The sequence below is a fragment of the Xanthomonas sp. D-109 genome (assembly GCF_017746095.1).
Lineage (GTDB): Bacteria > Pseudomonadota > Gammaproteobacteria > Xanthomonadales > Xanthomonadaceae > Xanthomonas_A > Xanthomonas_A sacchari.
This window is the reverse complement of sequence record NZ_JAGHWV010000001.1, coordinates 363,352-379,837: the sequence shown is the minus strand read 5'-3', so window position 1 is coordinate 379,837 and position 16,486 is coordinate 363,352. Positions and strand designations below refer to the sequence as shown.

At 69.3% G+C, this 16,486-nt stretch carries 17 protein-coding genes; 9 read left to right on the top strand and 8 right to left on the bottom strand.

Features of this window, described 5'->3' with window-relative positions; translation table 11 throughout:
* Positions 1 to 26 precede the first annotated feature (26 nt).
* The 4 genes from J7357_RS01590 to J7357_RS01575 form a co-directional block, all read right to left on the bottom strand.
* Positions 27 to 962: a DUF1684 domain-containing protein gene (locus tag J7357_RS01590; protein ID WP_209244878.1), complete on the bottom strand. Its 936-nt coding sequence runs from the start codon at positions 960 to 962 to the stop codon at positions 27 to 29.
* 53 nt (positions 963 to 1,015) lie between these two features.
* Positions 1,016 to 1,897, bottom strand: a complete 882-nt coding sequence (locus tag J7357_RS01585; protein ID WP_209244364.1) for a sulfurtransferase — start codon at positions 1,895 to 1,897, stop codon at positions 1,016 to 1,018.
* On the bottom strand, positions 1,894 to 2,694 hold the full coding sequence (locus tag J7357_RS01580; protein WP_010343964.1) for a DUF1289 domain-containing protein: 801 nt from the start codon (positions 2,692 to 2,694) through the stop codon (positions 1,894 to 1,896). Before J7357_RS01580 ends, J7357_RS01585 begins: the two co-directional genes overlap by 4 nt.
* Before the next feature lie 113 nt (positions 2,695 to 2,807).
* Entirely contained in the window at positions 2,808 to 3,509 is a 702-nt protein-coding gene (locus J7357_RS01575) for an FKBP-type peptidyl-prolyl cis-trans isomerase (protein WP_209244362.1), read from the bottom strand.
* Between the two features lie 160 nt (positions 3,510 to 3,669).
* Here J7357_RS01575 and J7357_RS01570 point away from each other — a divergent pair, with 160 nt between their 5' ends.
* From J7357_RS01570 to nth, 3 genes are read left to right on the top strand one after another with little or no spacing between them, the layout of a single operon-like run.
* The gene (locus J7357_RS01570) at positions 3,670 to 4,452 is read left to right on the top strand and encodes an enoyl-CoA hydratase-related protein (protein ID WP_209244360.1); all 783 of its coding nucleotides are present in this window, start codon (positions 3,670 to 3,672) and stop codon (positions 4,450 to 4,452) included.
* An 11-nt stretch (positions 4,453 to 4,463) separates the two neighbouring features.
* Positions 4,464 to 4,856: a hypothetical protein gene (locus tag J7357_RS01565; protein ID WP_209244359.1), complete on the top strand. Its 393-nt coding sequence runs from the start codon at positions 4,464 to 4,466 to the stop codon at positions 4,854 to 4,856.
* Positions 4,853 to 5,530 (top strand): endonuclease III, encoded by a 678-nt coding sequence (nth, locus tag J7357_RS01560; protein WP_209244357.1) that lies wholly within the window; start codon positions 4,853 to 4,855, stop codon positions 5,528 to 5,530. Before J7357_RS01565 ends, nth begins: the two co-directional genes overlap by 4 nt.
* A gap of 275 nt (positions 5,531 to 5,805) precedes the next feature.
* On the opposite strand, the gene J7357_RS01555 is transcribed toward nth, so the two are convergent.
* The 4 genes from J7357_RS01555 to J7357_RS01540 form a co-directional block, all read right to left on the bottom strand.
* The gene (locus J7357_RS01555) at positions 5,806 to 7,371 is read right to left on the bottom strand and encodes a SulP family inorganic anion transporter (protein WP_209244877.1); all 1,566 of its coding nucleotides are present in this window, start codon (positions 7,369 to 7,371) and stop codon (positions 5,806 to 5,808) included.
* A 19-nt stretch (positions 7,372 to 7,390) separates the two neighbouring features.
* Positions 7,391 to 8,080 (bottom strand): carbonic anhydrase, encoded by a 690-nt coding sequence (locus J7357_RS01550; RefSeq protein ID WP_019801843.1) that lies wholly within the window; start codon positions 8,078 to 8,080, stop codon positions 7,391 to 7,393.
* Between the two features lie 106 nt (positions 8,081 to 8,186).
* Positions 8,187 to 8,504 (bottom strand): hypothetical protein, encoded by a 318-nt coding sequence (locus J7357_RS01545; RefSeq protein WP_209244355.1) that lies wholly within the window; start codon positions 8,502 to 8,504, stop codon positions 8,187 to 8,189.
* Between the two features lie 199 nt (positions 8,505 to 8,703).
* The gene (locus J7357_RS01540; RefSeq protein ID WP_209244353.1) at positions 8,704 to 9,954 is read right to left on the bottom strand and encodes a porin; all 1,251 of its coding nucleotides are present in this window, start codon (positions 9,952 to 9,954) and stop codon (positions 8,704 to 8,706) included.
* A 258-nt stretch (positions 9,955 to 10,212) separates the two neighbouring features.
* Between J7357_RS01540 and pstS (J7357_RS01535) the strand changes: the two genes are divergently transcribed.
* The 6 genes from pstS (J7357_RS01535) (at position 10,213) to phoU (ending at position 16,367) form a co-directional block, all read left to right on the top strand.
* Positions 10,213 to 11,226, top strand: a complete 1,014-nt coding sequence (gene pstS, locus J7357_RS01535; protein WP_010343974.1) for a phosphate ABC transporter substrate-binding protein PstS — start codon at positions 10,213 to 10,215, stop codon at positions 11,224 to 11,226.
* A gap of 277 nt (positions 11,227 to 11,503) precedes the next feature.
* Entirely contained in the window at positions 11,504 to 12,601 is a 1,098-nt protein-coding gene (pstS, locus tag J7357_RS01530; RefSeq protein ID WP_209244351.1) for a phosphate ABC transporter substrate-binding protein PstS, read from the top strand.
* Positions 12,602 to 12,838: 237 nt separating this feature from the next.
* The gene (pstC, locus tag J7357_RS01525; protein WP_209244349.1) at positions 12,839 to 13,813 is read left to right on the top strand and encodes a phosphate ABC transporter permease subunit PstC; all 975 of its coding nucleotides are present in this window, start codon (positions 12,839 to 12,841) and stop codon (positions 13,811 to 13,813) included.
* Positions 13,810 to 14,679 carry a phosphate ABC transporter permease PstA gene (pstA, locus tag J7357_RS01520; RefSeq protein ID WP_209244876.1) on the top strand — a complete coding sequence of 290 codons (870 nt, stop codon included), beginning with the start codon at positions 13,810 to 13,812 and terminating at the stop codon, positions 14,677 to 14,679. The genes pstC and pstA overlap by 4 nt, the downstream gene beginning before the upstream one ends.
* A 19-nt stretch (positions 14,680 to 14,698) precedes the next feature.
* Positions 14,699 to 15,526, top strand: coding sequence for a phosphate ABC transporter ATP-binding protein PstB (pstB, locus tag J7357_RS01515; RefSeq protein WP_209244347.1), 828 nt, complete (start codon positions 14,699 to 14,701; stop codon positions 15,524 to 15,526).
* Positions 15,527 to 15,656: 130 nt separating this feature from the next.
* Positions 15,657 to 16,367, top strand: a complete 711-nt coding sequence (phoU, locus tag J7357_RS01510; protein ID WP_209244346.1) for a phosphate signaling complex protein PhoU — start codon at positions 15,657 to 15,659, stop codon at positions 16,365 to 16,367.
* The last annotated feature ends 119 nt before the right edge of the window (positions 16,368 to 16,486 follow it).

The following is a 16,486-nucleotide window of genomic DNA, read 5'->3' as shown; positions in this document are numbered from 1 at the left end:
CAATCCAACAAGAGTGCCGCACCCGCTCAGTGCGCGCCGACGTAGTTCTTCTCGCCGGCGGTCACCGGTACGTCCAGGCGATTGCCCACCGGCGCCAGCGGACACACCACGTGCGGGGTGAATGCGCACGGCGGGTTCTGCGCCAGGTTGAAGTCCAACACGATGCGGTCGCCCTGCGGCGCCGGCACGAACAGATAGCGGGCGCCGCCATAGCTCTCGCGGCCGCTGGTGCGATCGGAGAACGGCAGGAACAGGCGCTGGCTGGCGCCGTCGCGCAGGACCTGCAGCTTGTAGCGCCGCCCCCGCAGCACGAACTCGGCGCTGCCGACCAGGGCCAGCGGCTGCGGCGTGCCGATCGAGGTGAGCAGCACCATCGCCTGCGGCGCCGGCACCGGATGCCAGTCGGCCACCACCCGCCATTGCGGATCGATCGGGAAGTAGTCGATGCCGCGGAAGCGCGCGCGCGCCGGCGCCTGCGGATCGCGGAAGCGCCAGCCGAACAGGTTGCCGGTGCGCACCACGTAGAACTCCTGCGCCCCCAGCGCCAGCCGGGTCTGGGTGTCGTGCGCCGCGTCGGTCTCCAGGCGGCCACCGGCGAACGGCCGGCCGTTCACCTGCAGCGTCGCGTCCGCGGCGGGCTGGAAGTGCACGCCCTCCTGCAGATCCACCTGCAGCATGCCCAGATGCGCCGGACCGGCCGGCAACTGCACGTCGTTGTCCGGTGCGCTGCCGACCCGGTGCAGGCCGCTGTGCAACCGCCCGGAGCCGGTGAAACTCAACCAGCCCGACGGCGCGCGCAACGTCGCCAGGCGCTGCGCACGGTTGCGCTCCACCGCCTCGCGATAATGCGTGGCCGATTGCGCGCGCGGCGAGGCGTCGGCGCCATCGGCCGACGTACGTCGCTCGCCGCAGGCCGCCAGGCCCAGCATCAACGCCAGCCCGCAGGCCTCACGCCAGCGCATGGTGCCGCCCGTGTCGCGCCCCATCGTGCATGCGTTCGGTGTGCGCCGCGGCCCTAGCCGACGGCGCGCGGCCGCGCCGGATCGGCGATCCAGCCGCTCCAGGAGCCGGCATACACGCGCGCGCCGTGCAGGCCGGCATGCTCCAGCGCCAGCAGCAGATGACAGGCGGTGACGCCGGAACCGCACATCAGCACCACCTCGCGTGGATCGCGCCCCTGCAGCAACGGCTCAAGTTCCGCGCGCAGTTCCTGCGCCGGGCGCAGGCGGCCGTCGCGCAGGTTCTGCGCCAGCGGCCGGTTGAGCGCGCCGGGCACGTGTCCGGGCAGCGGGTCGATCGGCTCCACCTCGCCACGGAAGCGTTCGCCGGGGCGCGCATCCAGCAACCAGCCCGGCGCCTCGTGCAGACGCGCGGCGACCTCCTCGGCGAAGACGATGCGCGCCACATCGAACGCCTGCGGATACGGCGGCAGCGGCGACGGCGCGGAGGCCGCGTCGGTTTCCGGCAGGCCCAGCCGGCGCCATTCGGCCAGGCCGCCGTCGAGCACGGCGACCCGACGATGGCCGAGCAGGCCCAGCATCCACCACAACCGCGCCGCGGCCATGCTGCCATCGCCGGCGTCGTAGACCACCACCTGGTGCTGCGGGCCGATGCCCAACTGCCCCAGGGTGCGCGCGAAGGCCGCGTCGTCCGGCAACGGGTGCCGGCCCAGGCCGGGACGGCCGAGATCGGACAGATCGGCGTTCAGATCGGCGTAGACCGCGCCGGGCAGGTGCGACTGCGCATAGGCCGCGCGCGCCGCCGCTGCCGCGGCAGGATCGAGCAGCGCCGCCGGCACGAACCGCGCATCGACCAGGCGCAGCGCGGGATCGCCGAGCGCGGCGGCCACTGCCGGCGCATCGACCAGGGTGTGCCATGCGGGGGACATTGCGGTCATGCGGCTTGCTCCAGTCGGCGGCGCAGGTTGAGCAGGATCGCCGCGGTCGCGCCCCAGATCCGCTGGCCGGGCCAGCCGTACTCCAGCACCACGCGCGGGCGTCCGCGGTAATCGGTCTCGATGCTGCGCAGGTTGTCCGGCGCCATCAGGTAGGCCAAGGGCACTTCGAACACCTCGGCCACTTCGCCCGGATGCGGCTGCGGCACGAAGCGCGGATCGATCGCCGCGACCACCGGCATCACCCGGAAACCGCTGATGGTGACGAACGGATCCAGATAGCCCAACGGCTCGGCCTGGGACGCCGCCAGCGCGATCTCTTCCTCGCTCTCGCGCAGCGCCGCGGCCACCGCATCGGCGTCGCTGGCCTCGATGCGGCCACCGGGAAAACTGACCTGGCCGCCGTGGTGACGCAGGCTGTCGGTGCGTCGGGTCAGCAGCACGTGGGTGCCGTCGGCGCGCGGCACCAGGCCGGCCAGCACCGCCGCTTCCACCGGCGCGCCGTCCGGCAACAAATCCTGCAGCTCGTGGTGGTTCCAGCCCGGCCCCGTCGGCGGCTGCTGCAGCGGATGCAGTGCGCGCAGCAGATGCGCGCGTTCGGCCAGGCGCTGTCCCGGCGATGGCGACCAGCCGCGGCCCGGCAGCACCTCGTCCATGTAGCGGCGGCGTTCGGCGTCGCTCATGCGGCGCCAGCCTGCGATTTCGTCGCCGTTGCGCAGGCAGCCCGTGCAATAGCCCTGCGCATCGAGACGGCAGATACCGATGCAGGGCGTGAGCGGGGCATGCGGAACGGGATCCATCTGATTCGACACCTTGCCAGCCTAGCGCGATTCGTCGGCGCCGTCGTCGCCTGCCCAAAAAAATTGCGCCGGCATCGCTGCCGGCGCAATCGTCGTGCACTGAACCAGCGTGCTTACTTGACGCTGACCAGCTTGATCTCGAACTGCACCGCCACGTTCGGCGGGAACGGCGTACGCGGGTCGGCACCGTAGGCCTTGTCCGGCGGCAGGGTCACTTCCCACTTGGAGCCGGCCGGCATCTGCAGCAGCGTGTCGCGCATGGCCTGCATCTCGACTTCGCTGACCTTGATCGCCGGGATCTGCTGCGCCGGACGCGCCTGCGCCGGGCGCTGGCCGAACGGATACGGACCGGCCACTTCCAGCTGAACGGTGCTGGCCTGGGTCGGCTTGGCACCCTTGCCGGCCTCGATCACGCGGTACTGCACGCCGCTGGGCAGCACCTGCACGCCGGCCTTGGCCTTGTTCTGGGCCATGAACTGGTCGCTCTTGGTCTTGTTCTCGGCAGCGGCCTTCTCGTAGTCGGCCTTGGCCTGCTGGGCGCGGGCCTGCTCGCGCTTCTGGAACGCTTCCACCGCCGGCTTCAGCTGGTCGGCGCTGACCGCCGGCTGCTTCTTGGCGTAGGCGTCCTGCAAGCCCTTCACCACCGCATTGATATCGAGCTGCTCGCCGCGGCCGGTGAGTTCGGCAAGGTTGTTGCCGTAGTCGTAGCCGAAGTAATAGCTCAGCTTGCCCTTCTCGGACGAGGTGTCCTGGGCGAACGCATTGCCGCTCAGGGCGAGGGCCGCGACAGCGACCGCAATAGAACGCAACTTCATCAAACAATTCTCCAGGGTGGTGGCACAGGGCGGCCCGTGCCGCCTGAGATGACGCGTTAGGATAGCCGCCGCGGCGCGGAACCGCTACCGACGACGCTGCTCTGACTGGTGCGGCCCGCCCAGAGTTCCCATCACTTTTTTTTAACAACCAGGAAAGCACATGTCCGGCACGCCGGTCCTCGCCGATACCCAGGGTGCGATCCGCATCCTCACCGTGAATCGAGCCGACAAGCTCAACGCCTTGAATCGCCAGGTTTTGCAGGCGCTGGATGCGACCTTCGCCGACGCCGCGGACGACCCGCAGATCCGCGTGGTGGTGCTGACCGGCGCCGGCGAGAAGGCCTTCGTGGCCGGCGCCGACATCGCCGAAATGAACGAACTGACACCGGTGCAGGGCCGCGATTTCTCGCAACTGGGCCAGCGCCTGATGCGCCGGATCGAGCGCATGCCCAAGCCGGTGCTGGCGATGGTCAACGGCTTCGCCCTCGGCGGCGGGCTGGAACTGGCGATGGCCTGCCACCTGCGCCTGGCCGCCGACGGCGCCCGCCTTGGCCAGCCGGAGATCAATCTCGGCTTGATTCCCGGCTTCGGCGGCACCCAGCGCCTGCTGCGGCTGGTCGGCCGCGCCGCGGCGCTGGAACTGTGCCTGCTCGGCGCGCCGATCGATGCGGCGCGCGCGCTGCAGTTGGGCCTGGTCAACCGCGTGGTGGCCGCCGGCGACCTGCAGGCGACCACGCTGCAGTTGGCGCAACAACTGGCCGATGCCGCGCCACTGGCGCTGCGCGGCATCCTCGACGCGATCCAGATCGGCGGCGAGAGCGCGATCGAGCAGGGACTGGAGTACGAGACCGCGCAATTCGGCCTGCTGTTCTCCAGCGAAGACATGCGCGAAGGCACCCGCGCTTTCCTGGAGCGGCGCCCGCCGCAGTTCCGCAACCGCTGAGCCCGCGCACGATGTCGCACGCCCCCGCTCCCGCCACGCCGCTGCAGTTGCTGCGCTGGATTCTGGACGACGATCTGGATGCCGCGATCGACGGCGGCCTGATGGACTACCGCGGCACCGATCCCGGTGACGACGCGCTGGACCCGGCGCATCCTCAGTTGCGCGCACAATTGCTCGCCACGCAGCAGCGCCTGCGCGACGCCTGGGCCGCACGCGCGCGCTATCGGGCGCGCACCGCGCGGCTGCAACGCCGTGCCGCGGCGCGCCAGGCGCGGCGTGAGGCAGTCGTACCCACCGCCACGAGCACGACCACCGCCGCCCCCAGCGCGCCGGCGCTGCCCGCCGCGGCGGCGGCGATCCTGGCCCGCGCCAAGGCCAAGGCGGCGCAGCGAGGCGGCCGATGAGCGCGACCACGAGCACGCCCGCGCGGCGCGGACGCCTGCTGAGCAAGGACGAGATCCACGAACTGTTCGCGCGCCTGTCCGAACTCAATCCCAGCCCGACCACCGAGCTGGAATACGGCAGCCCGTTCGAACTGCTGATCGCGGTGATCCTCTCGGCGCAGGCCACCGACGTCGGCGTCAACAAGGCCACGCGTCGCCTGTATCCGGTGGCGAACACGCCGGCCGCGATCCTGGCGTTGGGCGAGGACGGGCTGAAGCGCTACATCTCCACCATCGGCCTGTTCAACGCCAAGGCCAAGAACGTCATCGCCACCTGCCGCATCCTGGTCGAGCAGCACGGCGGCGAGGTGCCGCGTGCGCGCGCCGCGCTGGAAGCGCTGCCTGGGGTCGGCCGCAAGACCGCCAACGTGGTGCTCAACACCGCCTTCGGCGAGCCGACCATGGCGGTGGACACGCACATCTTCCGCGTCGCCAACCGCACCGGGCTGGCCCCGGGCAAGGACGTGCGCGCGGTCGAGGATTCCCTGCTCAAGCGGGTGCCGGCGCAGTTCCTGCAGGACGCGCACCACTGGCTGATCCTGCACGGCCGCTACGTGTGCAAGGCGCGCAAGCCCGACTGCCCGCAGTGCGCGATCCGCGACCTGTGCCGGTACAAGGACAAGACGCCGGGTTGAGCGGTGCGCAGCATGGTCTGGGGCTTTGTCCGGCGCGGGCTGCTGGTCGTCGGCTCCGGCAACGTGTACGGCACGCGACGTCCGCCGCTGCGTTCGTCGCGGTTGAAACCGCTCCTACACCCCACCGAAACGCTCGCTGCATGCAGCACTTGTAGGAGCGGCTTCAGCCGCGACAGTCTCCGCCGCCGACACTGCCTCGCCTGCGCGTCGCGGTTGAAACCGCTCCTACAGATCTTCGAATCACTCACAGGAAACACGGCCGGCCACGCCACCGACTACGCCGCACGCTGCCCTTCCACGCGCCGGTCCAGTTCCTTCCAGTCCACCACCAGCGCGCAGCCGCGGGCCGCGGCGTTGCGGCTCCAGTCGCGCAACAGTTCCAGGCACGCGTGGTCGACGTGGCGCAGCCGCGCCACGTCCAGGTGCAGCTCGGTATTCGGCGGCAGCCGCTCCAGGGTCCGCGCCATCGTCGGCACCCGCAGGAAGGTGGCCGAACCCTCCAGCGACAGGCGCAGCTTGCCGGCCCCCTCGCCCGCGCCCGCGTCGCCGGCGTCTTCATGCGCATGCACCCCGACCGTCAGCCGCGACTGCTGCAGCGCCAGCCGCAACAGCGACAACGCAAAGCCGATCAGCACGCCGGTCAGCAGGTCGGTGGCGACGATGGCGAAGGTCGTCGCCAGGTAGATGGCGGCGGTGCCGCGACCGTAGGCGGCCAGTTCGCGCACCTGCCCCAGCTTGACCATCTTCAGCCCGGTGTAGACCAGGATGCCGGCCAGGCACGCCACCGGCGTCATCCGCAGCAGCCACGGCAGCAGCAATGCGAACACCAGCAGCCACCCCGCGTGCAGCATGGTCGACACGCGCGTCGCCGCGCCGGCCTGCACGTTGGCCGCGCTGCGCACGATCACCCCGGTCATCGGCAACGCGCCGAGCAAGCCGCACAGCATGTTGCCCACGCCCTGCGCGGCCAGTTCGCGGTCGTACTGGGTGCGCGGCCCCTGGTGCATGCGGTCCACCGCCGCCGCCGACAGCAGGGTCTCGGCGCTGGCGATGAAGGCGAAGGTGAGCGCCGACAGCAGCAGCGTGGCATCGAGCACGCCGAGCATGTCGTCCAGGCTCGGCACGCGGATCGCCGAGAGCAGGTTGGCGGGCACGTCGACCTTGCGCACGTCCAGCGCCTGCACCTGCACCAGCGCGGTCATCGCCACCACCGCGAGCAAGGCGCCGGGCACGAAGCGCAGGCGCTGCGGACGCAGCCGTTCCCACGCCAGCATGATCGCGATGGTGCCCAGGCCGACCAGCAGGGCGGCGCGGCCCACGCCGGCGTCCAGCGCGCGCCACAGCACCGCCGGCAACGCGGCGAAGTTCTCCAGGCCGCGTGCCTTCGGTGCCGCGTCCAGCAGCACGTGCGCCTGCGAGGCGACGATCAGGATGCCGATACCCGACAGCATGCCGGCGACCACCGCCGGCGAGGTCATGCGGAACCACACGCCGGCGCGGCACAGCCCGGCCAGCAACTGGATCGCGCCGGCCAGCAGGATCACCGGCCCCAGCGCCGCCACGCCGTGCGCGCGGACCAGTTCGAACACCAGCACCGCCAGCCCCGCCGCCGGGCCGCTGACCTGCAGCGGCGAGCCAGCGATCAACCCGACCACCAGGCCGCCGACGATGCCGGTGATCAGGCCGGCAGCCGGCGGCATGCCCGAGGCGATCGCGATGCCCATGCACAGCGGCAAGGCGACCAGGAAGACCACCACCGAGGCCAGCAGGTCGCGGCCGAAGGCGCCGCCGCGCAGGTAACGGGCCAGCGCGGAGGCGCCGGCCGGAGCGTGCTCTGTCATGGTGTGCATGGGCGGCTCCTCAGACGGCGACGTTGCGCAGGACCGGCGCCAGGCGCGGCGGCGGCGTGGCATCGGGCGGACGTCGGCCGGCCTCCGGCAGCAGCGGCAGGAACCGCCCCTGCTCGGCGTCGAAGGCGCGGATCTCGCCATGGCCGATGTCGTAGATCCAGCCGTGGATGCGCAGCGCGCCACGCGCCAGCCGCGCCGCCACCACCGGCTGCGTGCGCAGGTGGTCCAGCTGCGCGACCACGTTCTCCTCGGTCAGGCAGTGCAGCGCGTCCTCGGCATGGGCAGCATGGCCGTGCTGCGCGGCGACCTGGCGCGCGCTGTCGGTGTGCTTGAGCCAGGCCGCCACGGTCGGCACGTCCTGCAGCGACGCGGGATTGAGCACCGCCTTCATCGCGCCGCAATCGGTATGGCCGCAGATCACGATGTGCTCGACCTGCAGCACCGCCACGGCGTACTCGATCGCCGCGACCACGCCGCTGACGTGCTGCGAGTACGGCGGCACCACGTTGCCGATGTTGCGGTAGACGAACAGCTCGCCGGGCTGCGCGGCGAACATCAGTTCCGGCATCACCCGCGAATCGGCGCAGGTGATGAACAGCGTGTGCGGGGTCTGGCCGGCGGCGAGTTGCCGGAACAGCCCGCGCTGGCGCGGATAGACCTCGTTGCGGAAGTGGCGAAAACCGTCGAGCAGACGTTGCATGGGGATATCTCCAGGCACGGGGGGAGAGAGGCCGCACCGCAGTAGGTACGACGCAGACGCAAGCAGCAGAAGCGAAGGATCGGCATCGCCAGCGGCTATGCGGGCGTCAGACGACGGCGGGAGGACGCAGCGCGGGACGGCGATAGCTGCGGCAAGGCGCGGCCGCGCGCACGGGCAAGACCGGCCCGATCCGCAGAGCCGGCGGAAACAACGCGGATGCGACCGCGAGCGGTGCGTCGTGCGGATCGGGATCGGCGGCCGGCGCCTCCAGTTCGGGCGGCACCCCATCGAGGTCGGCGTCGACATCGCTGGCGCAGACGCTCGCGCACAGCGCTGCCGGTGCCGCCGCTGCAACCGATCCTGCACGGATCGCGGACAGCGCCAGCAACGCGGTCAACATCAACATGGACAGACGGGCGAGCATGGGTCGACAGTAGGAAGGCGCATCGGCGATGACAAGTGCTGCGCCGCACAATTCATCGCATCGTCCACGGCTGTCGACGCGAACCGTGAAGGGCACCCCGGCATGCGCCCCATCGCGTGGGCCTTGGCGAGCATGCCGCAAAAAAAAAGAAGGCGGCGCAATGCGCCGCCTTCCGTACACCGTGCGGAACGTCCGCGAATCAGAACGACAGGTCGCCCCAGACGCCGAATTCCTTGGTTTCCACGTCGGTCTTCTTGCTGGCGTTGTCCTGGTGCGTGTACTTGTACACGGTGGCCAGCTTCAGGTTCTTCAGCACCGGGAACTCGACGCCGACGTTCCAGTACTTGTCGGCCAGGGTCGGGTCGATGGTCTTGCTCAGGTCGGTCTTGTCGTAGCGGGCGAAGGCGTTGATGCCGCCGTCGGTCAGCGCCACGCTGCCCCACACCGACCAGCCGCTGGACTTGTCGGTGGCCGGCGTCAGCACGTTGTTGAGGTTCTTGGCCTGGAAGTACTCGCCGCCCAGACGGAAGTTGGAATCGGCGTAGGCGACCATCGCATCGGCGCGGGTGTAGTCGTGCTGCGCGTCGAGGATGTCGGTTTCCTTGCCCAGCTTGCCCGAGTAGGCGCCGACGGCGATGGCCAGGTTCTGCATCGGCATGTAGGCCACGCGGCCTTCCACGTCCATGCCCTTGCCGCGCGTCGGGTTCTTGTAGCCGGCGCCGTTGACCACCGACATCGCGTAGTTGACCTGCGAACCCAGGTCGCCGAAGGCGTGCAGGCCCCAGTCGGAGGAGTTGGCGTACTTCAGGCGGTCGGTCAGGGTGTTCTCGACGTAGCGGTAGCCGTAGAACTTCTCGACGAACGGCACCCACGGCATGTCGGCGGCACCGATGCGCAGCGCGAAGGCGTCGTCGAACTTGCCCTGCACGTAGGCCTTCTTGACGAACAGCTGGGTGTTGGACAGCGCCGAGCTGTACTGGAAGTCGGTGGTCAGGTTGGCCGACCAGATCTCGTTGAAGCTGTGGTCGACGGTCAGGTAGAAGCGCTTGACGTCCAGGCCGGTGCCGCTGGCCGCGGTCTTGGCGCCGCCGCTGGTGCGGTCGATGTTGGTCAGGTCGAAGAACATGCGGCCGCCGATCTTGTTGTCGTTGACCAGCTTGGCGAGCTTGTCGACCTTGGCGGCGCTGGCCTGCGCCGTTTCGGTCGCCTGGGCCTGCACGACATTCACTTCCGACTGCGCGTCGGACTGCGCCTGCAAGGCCTCCGACTGCGCCTGCAGTTGCTGGACCTGGGTCTGCAGCGCTTCGATCTGGGCCTGCAGCTGCTGCAACTGGGCAGCGCTGACGGCGGGCGGGTTGCTGCTGGCCTTGGCCTTCGCCGCGAACGCCTGCGGCGCGGCCGCCAGGCCGAGGCTGGCGAGGATCGCCGTGGCGAGAACATGAGAACGCATTAGGATGTCTCCGATGGGTGGTGGCAGGGTGGGATGGGTGCGGTGCGGCCCCAGTGCGACGGCCCGACCATTTGTAAAGATTCCGTCAAAGACATGACGGTTTTGAGTCAGCTTCGTGTCGGAACGAAGGCATCCGCGCCCGGTAAGGCTGTCACCGGACTGACATCTGTTTTTCTTCAGACGTTCATGAAAAAGTCTTGGAATGCACTCGATGCCGGCAGGGGTGCCGGCTTCCCACCTATTCCAGGAGTTCTCCCGATGCGTTCCCTCAAGCTCCGACTGCTGGCAGCCGCCGCGGTCGCTACGTTTTCGCTCGCGGCGCAAGCCACCGATGTCACCGGCGCAGGCTCCAGCTTCGTCTATCCGGTGCTGTCGAAGTGGTCGGCTGCCTATGCCGAGAAAAGCGGCAACCGCGTCAACTACCAGTCGATCGGTTCCGGCGGCGGCATCGCGCAGATCCAGGCGGCCACGGTCGATTTCGGCGCTTCCGACAAGCCGCTCAGCGGCGCGGAGCTGGACAAGTTCGGCCTGGGCCAGTTCCCGGTCGTGATCGGCGGCATCGTGCCGGTGTTCAACGTGGCGGGCGTGGCCCCGGGCGCGATGAAGCTCGACGGCACCACGCTGGCCAACATCTTCCTGGGCAAGATCAGCAAGTGGAACGACCCGGCGATCGCCGCGCTGAACCCGGGCCTGGCCCTGCCCGACCTGAAGATCACCATCGTGCACCGCTCCGACGGTTCGGGCACCAGCTTCAACTTCACCAACTACCTGTCCAAGGTCAGCCCGGAGTGGAAGAGCAAGGTCGGCGAAGGCACCGCCGTGCAGTGGCCGGCCGGCATCGGCGGCAAGGGCAACGAGGGCGTGGCCGCCTACGTCAAGCAGATCCGCGGCGGCATCGGCTACGTCGAGTACGCCTACGCGCTGCAGAACAAGCTCAGCTACGCCGGCATGAAGAACGCCGCCGGCCGTTTCGTGATGCCGGACGACAAGACCTTCTCCGCTGCCGCCGCCACCGCGGACTGGAAGTCGGCCAAGGACTTCAACCTGATCATGACCAACGCGCCGGGCCAGGACGCGTGGCCGATCACCGCCACCACCTGGGCCATCATGTACAAGAAGGCCAAGAAGCCGGCGTCGTCGAAGGCCGCGCTGGACTTCTTCAAGTGGTCGTTCGAGCAGGGCCAGGCGCAGGCCAAGGCGCTGGACTACGTGCCGCTGCCGGAACCGCTGGTCAAGCAGATCGAAGCCTATTGGGCGCAGAACATGAAGTAAGCCGGCGTCTCGCCCGTGCCGGCGCGCGCCGGCACGGCGACACCCCGAAGGCGCGGACCGCAGGGTCCGCGCCTTTTTTGTTCCCCGCTCGCGTGGTCATGGCCTGCCGGCAGCCGGACCGGCGAGCCGCCTGGCGCGGCCTTGCGAGACGGCGTGCCCACCGCAACCCGTGATGGCGTCCGCAACCAGCGCCCAAGTCATGTGGCTGTAACAAAAATATCATTTCATAGCGAGCACCCGCCGGATGTCCCGGCGCTCTTCGCTACGGAGTGACCCCATGAAACTGCAGCCGGCGCGCATTGCCGTCCTGTCCCTCGCCCTGGCCTTCGCCGTCACCGCCTGCCAGCCCGGCAACGGCGACAAGCAGGGTGCCGCCGACGCGGCAGGCGGGTCGTCCGCCGCCGCCCCGGCCGCTGGCGCCAAGACCGCCGCGGAGATTGCCGGTGCGGGCGCTTCCTTCATCTATCCGCTGATCTCCAAGTGGTCGGCCGACTACAACGCGGCCACCGGCAACAAGATCAACTACCAGTCGATCGGCTCCGGCGGCGGCATCGCCCAGATCAAGGCCGGCACGGTCGATTTCGGCTCCTCCGACAAGCCGCTGGACAGCGCCGAACTGGCCGCGACCGGTCTCGGCCAGTTCCCCTCGGCGATTGGGGGGGTGGTGCCGGTGGTCAACCTGGACGGCATGGACGCGGGCAAGCTGCGCCTGACCGGCCCGGTGCTGGCCGACATCTTCCTGGGCAAGATCAGCAAGTGGAACGACCCGGCGCTGACCGCGCTGAACCCGGGCGTGACCCTGCCCGACACCAAGATCAACCTGGTGCACCGCTCCGACGGCTCGGGCACCAGCTTCAACTTCACCAACTACCTGTCCAAGGTCAGCCCGGAGTGGAAGGGCAAGGTCGGCGAAGGCACCTCGGTGCAGTGGCCGGGCGGCGTCGGCGGCAAGGGCAACGAGGGCGTGGCCTCGTACGTGCAGCAGATCAAGGGCTCGATCGGCTACGTCGAACTGGCCTACGCGCTGCAGAACAAGATGCCGTACGCGTCGATGCAGAACGCCGCCGGCAACTGGGTGCAGCCCAATGCCGAGAGCTTCGCCGCGGCCGCCGCGTCGGCCGACTGGGCCAACGCCAAGGACTTCAACCTGGTCATCACCAACGCCGCGGGCGCGCAGGCCTGGCCGATCACCGCCACCAACTTCATGCTGATGCACAAGCAGGCCAAGGATCCGGCGCGCAGCAAGGCGACCCTGGAGTTCTTCAAGTGGGCGTTCGAGAAGGGCCAGCCGCAGGCCGACGCCCTGCACTACGTGCCGCTGCCGCCGGAACTGGTGCAGCAGATCGAGACCTACTGGAGCAAGGAGTTCAAGTAAGCGCGACACCGCTTCCGCCCTCGCCGGCGGAAGCACGCACGCGGACGCGCAAGGCCTCTCGCGCGCCCCCGCACCGGCGCCGCACAGTGCAGCGCCGGTCGCCGTATCGGCATCACGTACTTCGGACTTTCGGGTTCCCGCCTTGCGGGAGCGACGCAGCCACCCACCGCGCGCGGCCACCCCCGCCGCGGCCACGATCGGAGCGCGCCGCCGCGCGCTCCGACACATACCGAGCCCATGAACGCCACCGTCATTCCCGAAGCGATCAACGCGCCCCGCGGACGCGACCTGCGCGACGCCCGTGCCGACCGTCTGTTCCGCTGGATCCTCACCGCCACCGTCGTGTTCGTCCTCGTCGCCCTGGCCAGCGCGGCGCTGTCGATGCTGTGGGGCGGCCGCCACGCCCTGCAGATGCAGGGGCTGAGCTTCTTCTATTCCACCGAATGGAATCCGGTCGAGAACAAGTACGGCGCGCTGGCGCCGATCTACGGCACCCTGGTCACCGCCCTGATCGCGATGCTGATCGCGGTGCCGGTGAGCTACGGCATCGCCTTCTTCCTCACCGAGGTGTCGCCACGCTGGCTGCGCGGCCCGATCGGGACCGCGATCGAACTGCTGGCCGGCATTCCCTCGATCATCTACGGCATGTGGGGCCTGTTCGTGCTGGTGCCGGTGATGACCGAGTACGGCACGCCGTGGCTCAACGACCACCTGGGCACCCTGCCGCTGATCGGCCCGATGTTCCAGGGCCCGCCCTTGGGCATCGGCCTGCTCACCGCCGGTTTCGTGCTGGCGATCATGGTGATCCCGTTCATCTCCTCGGTGATGCGCGAAGTGTTCCTGACCGTGCCGACGCGCCTGAAGGAATCGGCCTATGCGCTGGGTTCGACCAAATGGGAAGTGAGCTGGGACATCGTGCTGCCCTACACCCGCTCGGCGGTGATCGGCGGCATCTTCCTGGGCCTGGGCCGCGCGCTCGGCGAGACCATGGCGGTGGCCTTCGTGGTCGGCAACACGGTGCGCCTGTCGCCGTCGCTGCTGGAGCCGGGCACCACCATCGCCGCGCTGATCGCCAACGACTTCGGCGAAGCCACCGAGACCTACCGCTCGGCGCTGCTGCTGCTGGGCTTCGTCCTGTTCATCGTGACCTTCATCGTGCTGGCGATCGCCCGCCTGATGCTGGCGCAACTGTCGCGCAAGGAGGGCAACTGATGGCCGCCGACGTCGCCCACCGCCTGTACACCCGCCGCCGCGTGGTCAACGTGTTCGCGCTGCTGTTGTCCTGCCTCACCGCGCTGTTCGGGCTGGTGTTCCTGGGCTGGATCCTGTGGACGCTGCTGGCCAAGGGCATCGCCGGCATCAACCTCGACCTGTTCACGCGCATGACCCCGCCGCCCGGCGAAGAAGGCGGCCTGGCCAACGCGTTCTTCGGCAGCGCGGTGATGTGCGGCCTGGCGCTGCTGATCGGCACCCCGCTGGGCGTGGCCGCCGGCACCTGGCTGGCCGAATACGGCAACGCGCGCAAGACCGGCCAGGTGGTGCGCTTCGTCAACGACATCCTGCTGTCGGCGCCATCGATCGTGCTCGGCCTGTTCGTGTACACGCTGTATGTGATGCAGACCGGCGGGCGCTTCTCGGCCATGGCCGGTGCGCTGTCGCTGGCCTTCATCGTGCTGCCGGTGGTGGTGCGCACCACCGACGAGATGCTGCGGCTGGTGCCGGCGCAGATGCGCGAAGCGGCGCTGTCGTTGGGCATTCCGCAATGGAAGGTGACCGTCCAGGTGCTGTACCGCAGCGCCTCGGCCGGCATCGTCACCGGCGTGCTGCTGGCGCTGGCGCGCATCAGCGGCGAGACCGCGCCGCTGCTGTTCACCGCCTTCGGCAACCAGTACTGGAACAACAACATCATGCAGCCGATGGCGAGCGTCCCGGTGGTGATGAACTCCTTCGCCGGCAGCCCCTACCCCACCTGGCAGCAATTGGCCTGGTCGGGCGCGCTGGTGCTGACCGTGTTCGTGCTGCTGGTCAGCCTCGGCGCGCGCGGCATTCTGCGGCGCTACAAGACATCCAACGATTGAGCCCCCTATGGACCCGGCCATGAACGATCATCACAACGCCGCACCGATGCACCGCATCGCCATGCCCAACGGGCACACCGCACTGGCGCCGTCGCCGGTCAAGATCGCCGCGCGCGGCCTGGACTTCTACTACGACAAGTACCACGCGCTGAAGGGCATCAACCTGGAAGTGCCGGAGAAGCGCGTCACCGCGCTGATCGGCCCCTCCGGCTGCGGCAAGTCCACCCTGCTGCGCATCTTCAACCGCATCTACGCGCTGTATCCGAAGCTGGAGGCGCGCGGCGAAGTGCTGCTGGACGGCGAGAACATCCTGTCGCCGAAGTATCCGATGAACCGCCTGCGCAGCAAGGTCGGCATGGTGTTCCAGAAGCCGGTGCCGTTCCCGATGACCATCTTCGAGAACGTCGCCTACGGCATCCGCCACCACGAGAAGCTGTCCAAGGCGGACATGGCCGACCGCGTCGAGCACGCGCTGCGCCAGGGCGCGCTGTGGGACGAGGTCAAGGACAAGCTCGGGCAGAGCGCCCTGGGACTGTCCGGCGGCCAGCAGCAACGCCTGTGCATCGCCCGCGCGGTGGCGCTGCGCCCGGACGTGCTGCTGCTCGACGAGCCGACCTCGGCGCTGGACCCGATCTCCACCAGCCGCATCGAGCAACTGGTGGAAGAACTGAAGAACGACTACACCATCCTCATCGTCACCCACAACATGCAGCAGGCCGCGCGCGTGTCCGACTACACCGCCTTCATGTACCTGGGCGACCTGATCGAGCACGACCGCACCGAAATCATCTTCTCGCAGCCGAACAAGCAACAGACCGAAGACTACATCACCGGCCGTTTCGGCTGAGCCGCCGCGGCCGCCGCTGTCTCGCCGCAGCGGCTGCGCCCGTCGCCCTTCGGGCGGGCGCCCGGCGACGCCAGCACCGCAACGCCAGGCATGGCCGCGGCGACACCAACGCACTTATTGGACCTACGACATGAACACTCAGCCCAACGAGCACATCGTGAAGAGCTACGACGAAGAACAGCATCGCCTCGCCGCCGAGATCGTGCGCATGGGCGAAACCGCGGTGGCGCAGTTGGAGGCGGCACTGGACGTGGTCGAACGCCGCGACGACAACGCCGCGCTGCGCATCGTCGTCAACGACGAAGCGATCGACGCGCTGGAACACTCCATCAGCCATGACGTGATGCGCCTGGCGCTGCGCGGGCCGATGGCGCGCGACCTGCGCGAGATCCTGGCCGGCCTGCGCATCCCCGCCGATGTCGAACGCATCGGCGACTACGCCGCCAACGTGGCCAAGCGCTCGATCGCGCTGAACATGTCGCCGCCGATGCCGCAGACCCTGGGCCTGCGCCAGCTCGGCAAGCTGGCCGCCCAGCAGGTGCGCGCCGCGCTGGCCGCCTACCAGAACAACGACGCCGACGCCGCGCTGCGGGTGCGCCAGGGCGACGCGCAGCTCGATGCGCAGTACACCGCGCTGTTCCGCGAGTTGCTGACCTACATGATGGAAGACCCGCGCAACATCACCCCGTGCACGCATCTGCTGTTCATGGCCAAGAACCTGGAGCGGATCGGCGACCACGCCACCAACATCGCCGAGAACGTGTGGTTCCTGGTGCATGGCGACGAGCCGTTGCCGCCGCGCGACAAGCGCGACGAAACCAGCTCCACCAGCGGCCTCTGACCCCTGCCCTGCGGACCGGCCCTGCGCCGTTCCGCGGTCGCGGCATCCCCGGGGCTCCGTGCGCAGCGGAGCCTTTTTGTCGCCACGCACTGCCGCATGCAGCGCCGTGCGCCAGCGAG

What these genes read in the sequence shown, in the direction of transcription:
- J7357_RS01590 (WP_209244878.1), bottom strand. Translation starts at nt 962, where the DNA reads ATGCGCTGGCGTGAGGCCTGCGGGCTGGCGTTGATGCTGGGCCTGGCG.
- J7357_RS01585 (WP_209244364.1), bottom strand. Translation starts at nt 1,897, where the DNA reads ATGACCGCAATGTCCCCCGCATGGCACACCCTGGTCGATGCGCCGGCA.
- J7357_RS01580 (WP_010343964.1), bottom strand. Translation starts at nt 2,694, where the DNA reads ATGGATCCCGTTCCGCATGCCCCGCTCACGCCCTGCATCGGTATCTGC.
- J7357_RS01575 (WP_209244362.1), bottom strand. Translation starts at nt 3,509, where the DNA reads ATGAAGTTGCGTTCTATTGCGGTCGCTGTCGCGGCCCTCGCCCTGAGC.
- J7357_RS01570 (WP_209244360.1), top strand. Translation starts at nt 3,670, where the DNA reads ATGTCCGGCACGCCGGTCCTCGCCGATACCCAGGGTGCGATCCGCATC.
- J7357_RS01565 (WP_209244359.1), top strand. Translation starts at nt 4,464, where the DNA reads ATGTCGCACGCCCCCGCTCCCGCCACGCCGCTGCAGTTGCTGCGCTGG.
- nth (WP_209244357.1), top strand. Translation starts at nt 4,853, where the DNA reads ATGAGCGCGACCACGAGCACGCCCGCGCGGCGCGGACGCCTGCTGAGC.
- J7357_RS01555 (WP_209244877.1), bottom strand. Translation starts at nt 7,371, where the DNA reads ATGACAGAGCACGCTCCGGCCGGCGCCTCCGCGCTGGCCCGTTACCTG.
- J7357_RS01550 (WP_019801843.1), bottom strand. Translation starts at nt 8,080, where the DNA reads ATGCAACGTCTGCTCGACGGTTTTCGCCACTTCCGCAACGAGGTCTAT.
- J7357_RS01545 (WP_209244355.1), bottom strand. Translation starts at nt 8,504, where the DNA reads ATGCTCGCCCGTCTGTCCATGTTGATGTTGACCGCGTTGCTGGCGCTG.
- J7357_RS01540 (WP_209244353.1), bottom strand. Translation starts at nt 9,954, where the DNA reads ATGCGTTCTCATGTTCTCGCCACGGCGATCCTCGCCAGCCTCGGCCTG.
- pstS (WP_010343974.1), top strand. Translation starts at nt 10,213, where the DNA reads ATGCGTTCCCTCAAGCTCCGACTGCTGGCAGCCGCCGCGGTCGCTACG.
- pstS (WP_209244351.1), top strand. Translation starts at nt 11,504, where the DNA reads ATGAAACTGCAGCCGGCGCGCATTGCCGTCCTGTCCCTCGCCCTGGCC.
- pstC (WP_209244349.1), top strand. Translation starts at nt 12,839, where the DNA reads ATGAACGCCACCGTCATTCCCGAAGCGATCAACGCGCCCCGCGGACGC.
- pstB (WP_209244347.1), top strand. Translation starts at nt 14,699, where the DNA reads ATGAACGATCATCACAACGCCGCACCGATGCACCGCATCGCCATGCCC.
- phoU (WP_209244346.1), top strand. Translation starts at nt 15,657, where the DNA reads ATGAACACTCAGCCCAACGAGCACATCGTGAAGAGCTACGACGAAGAA.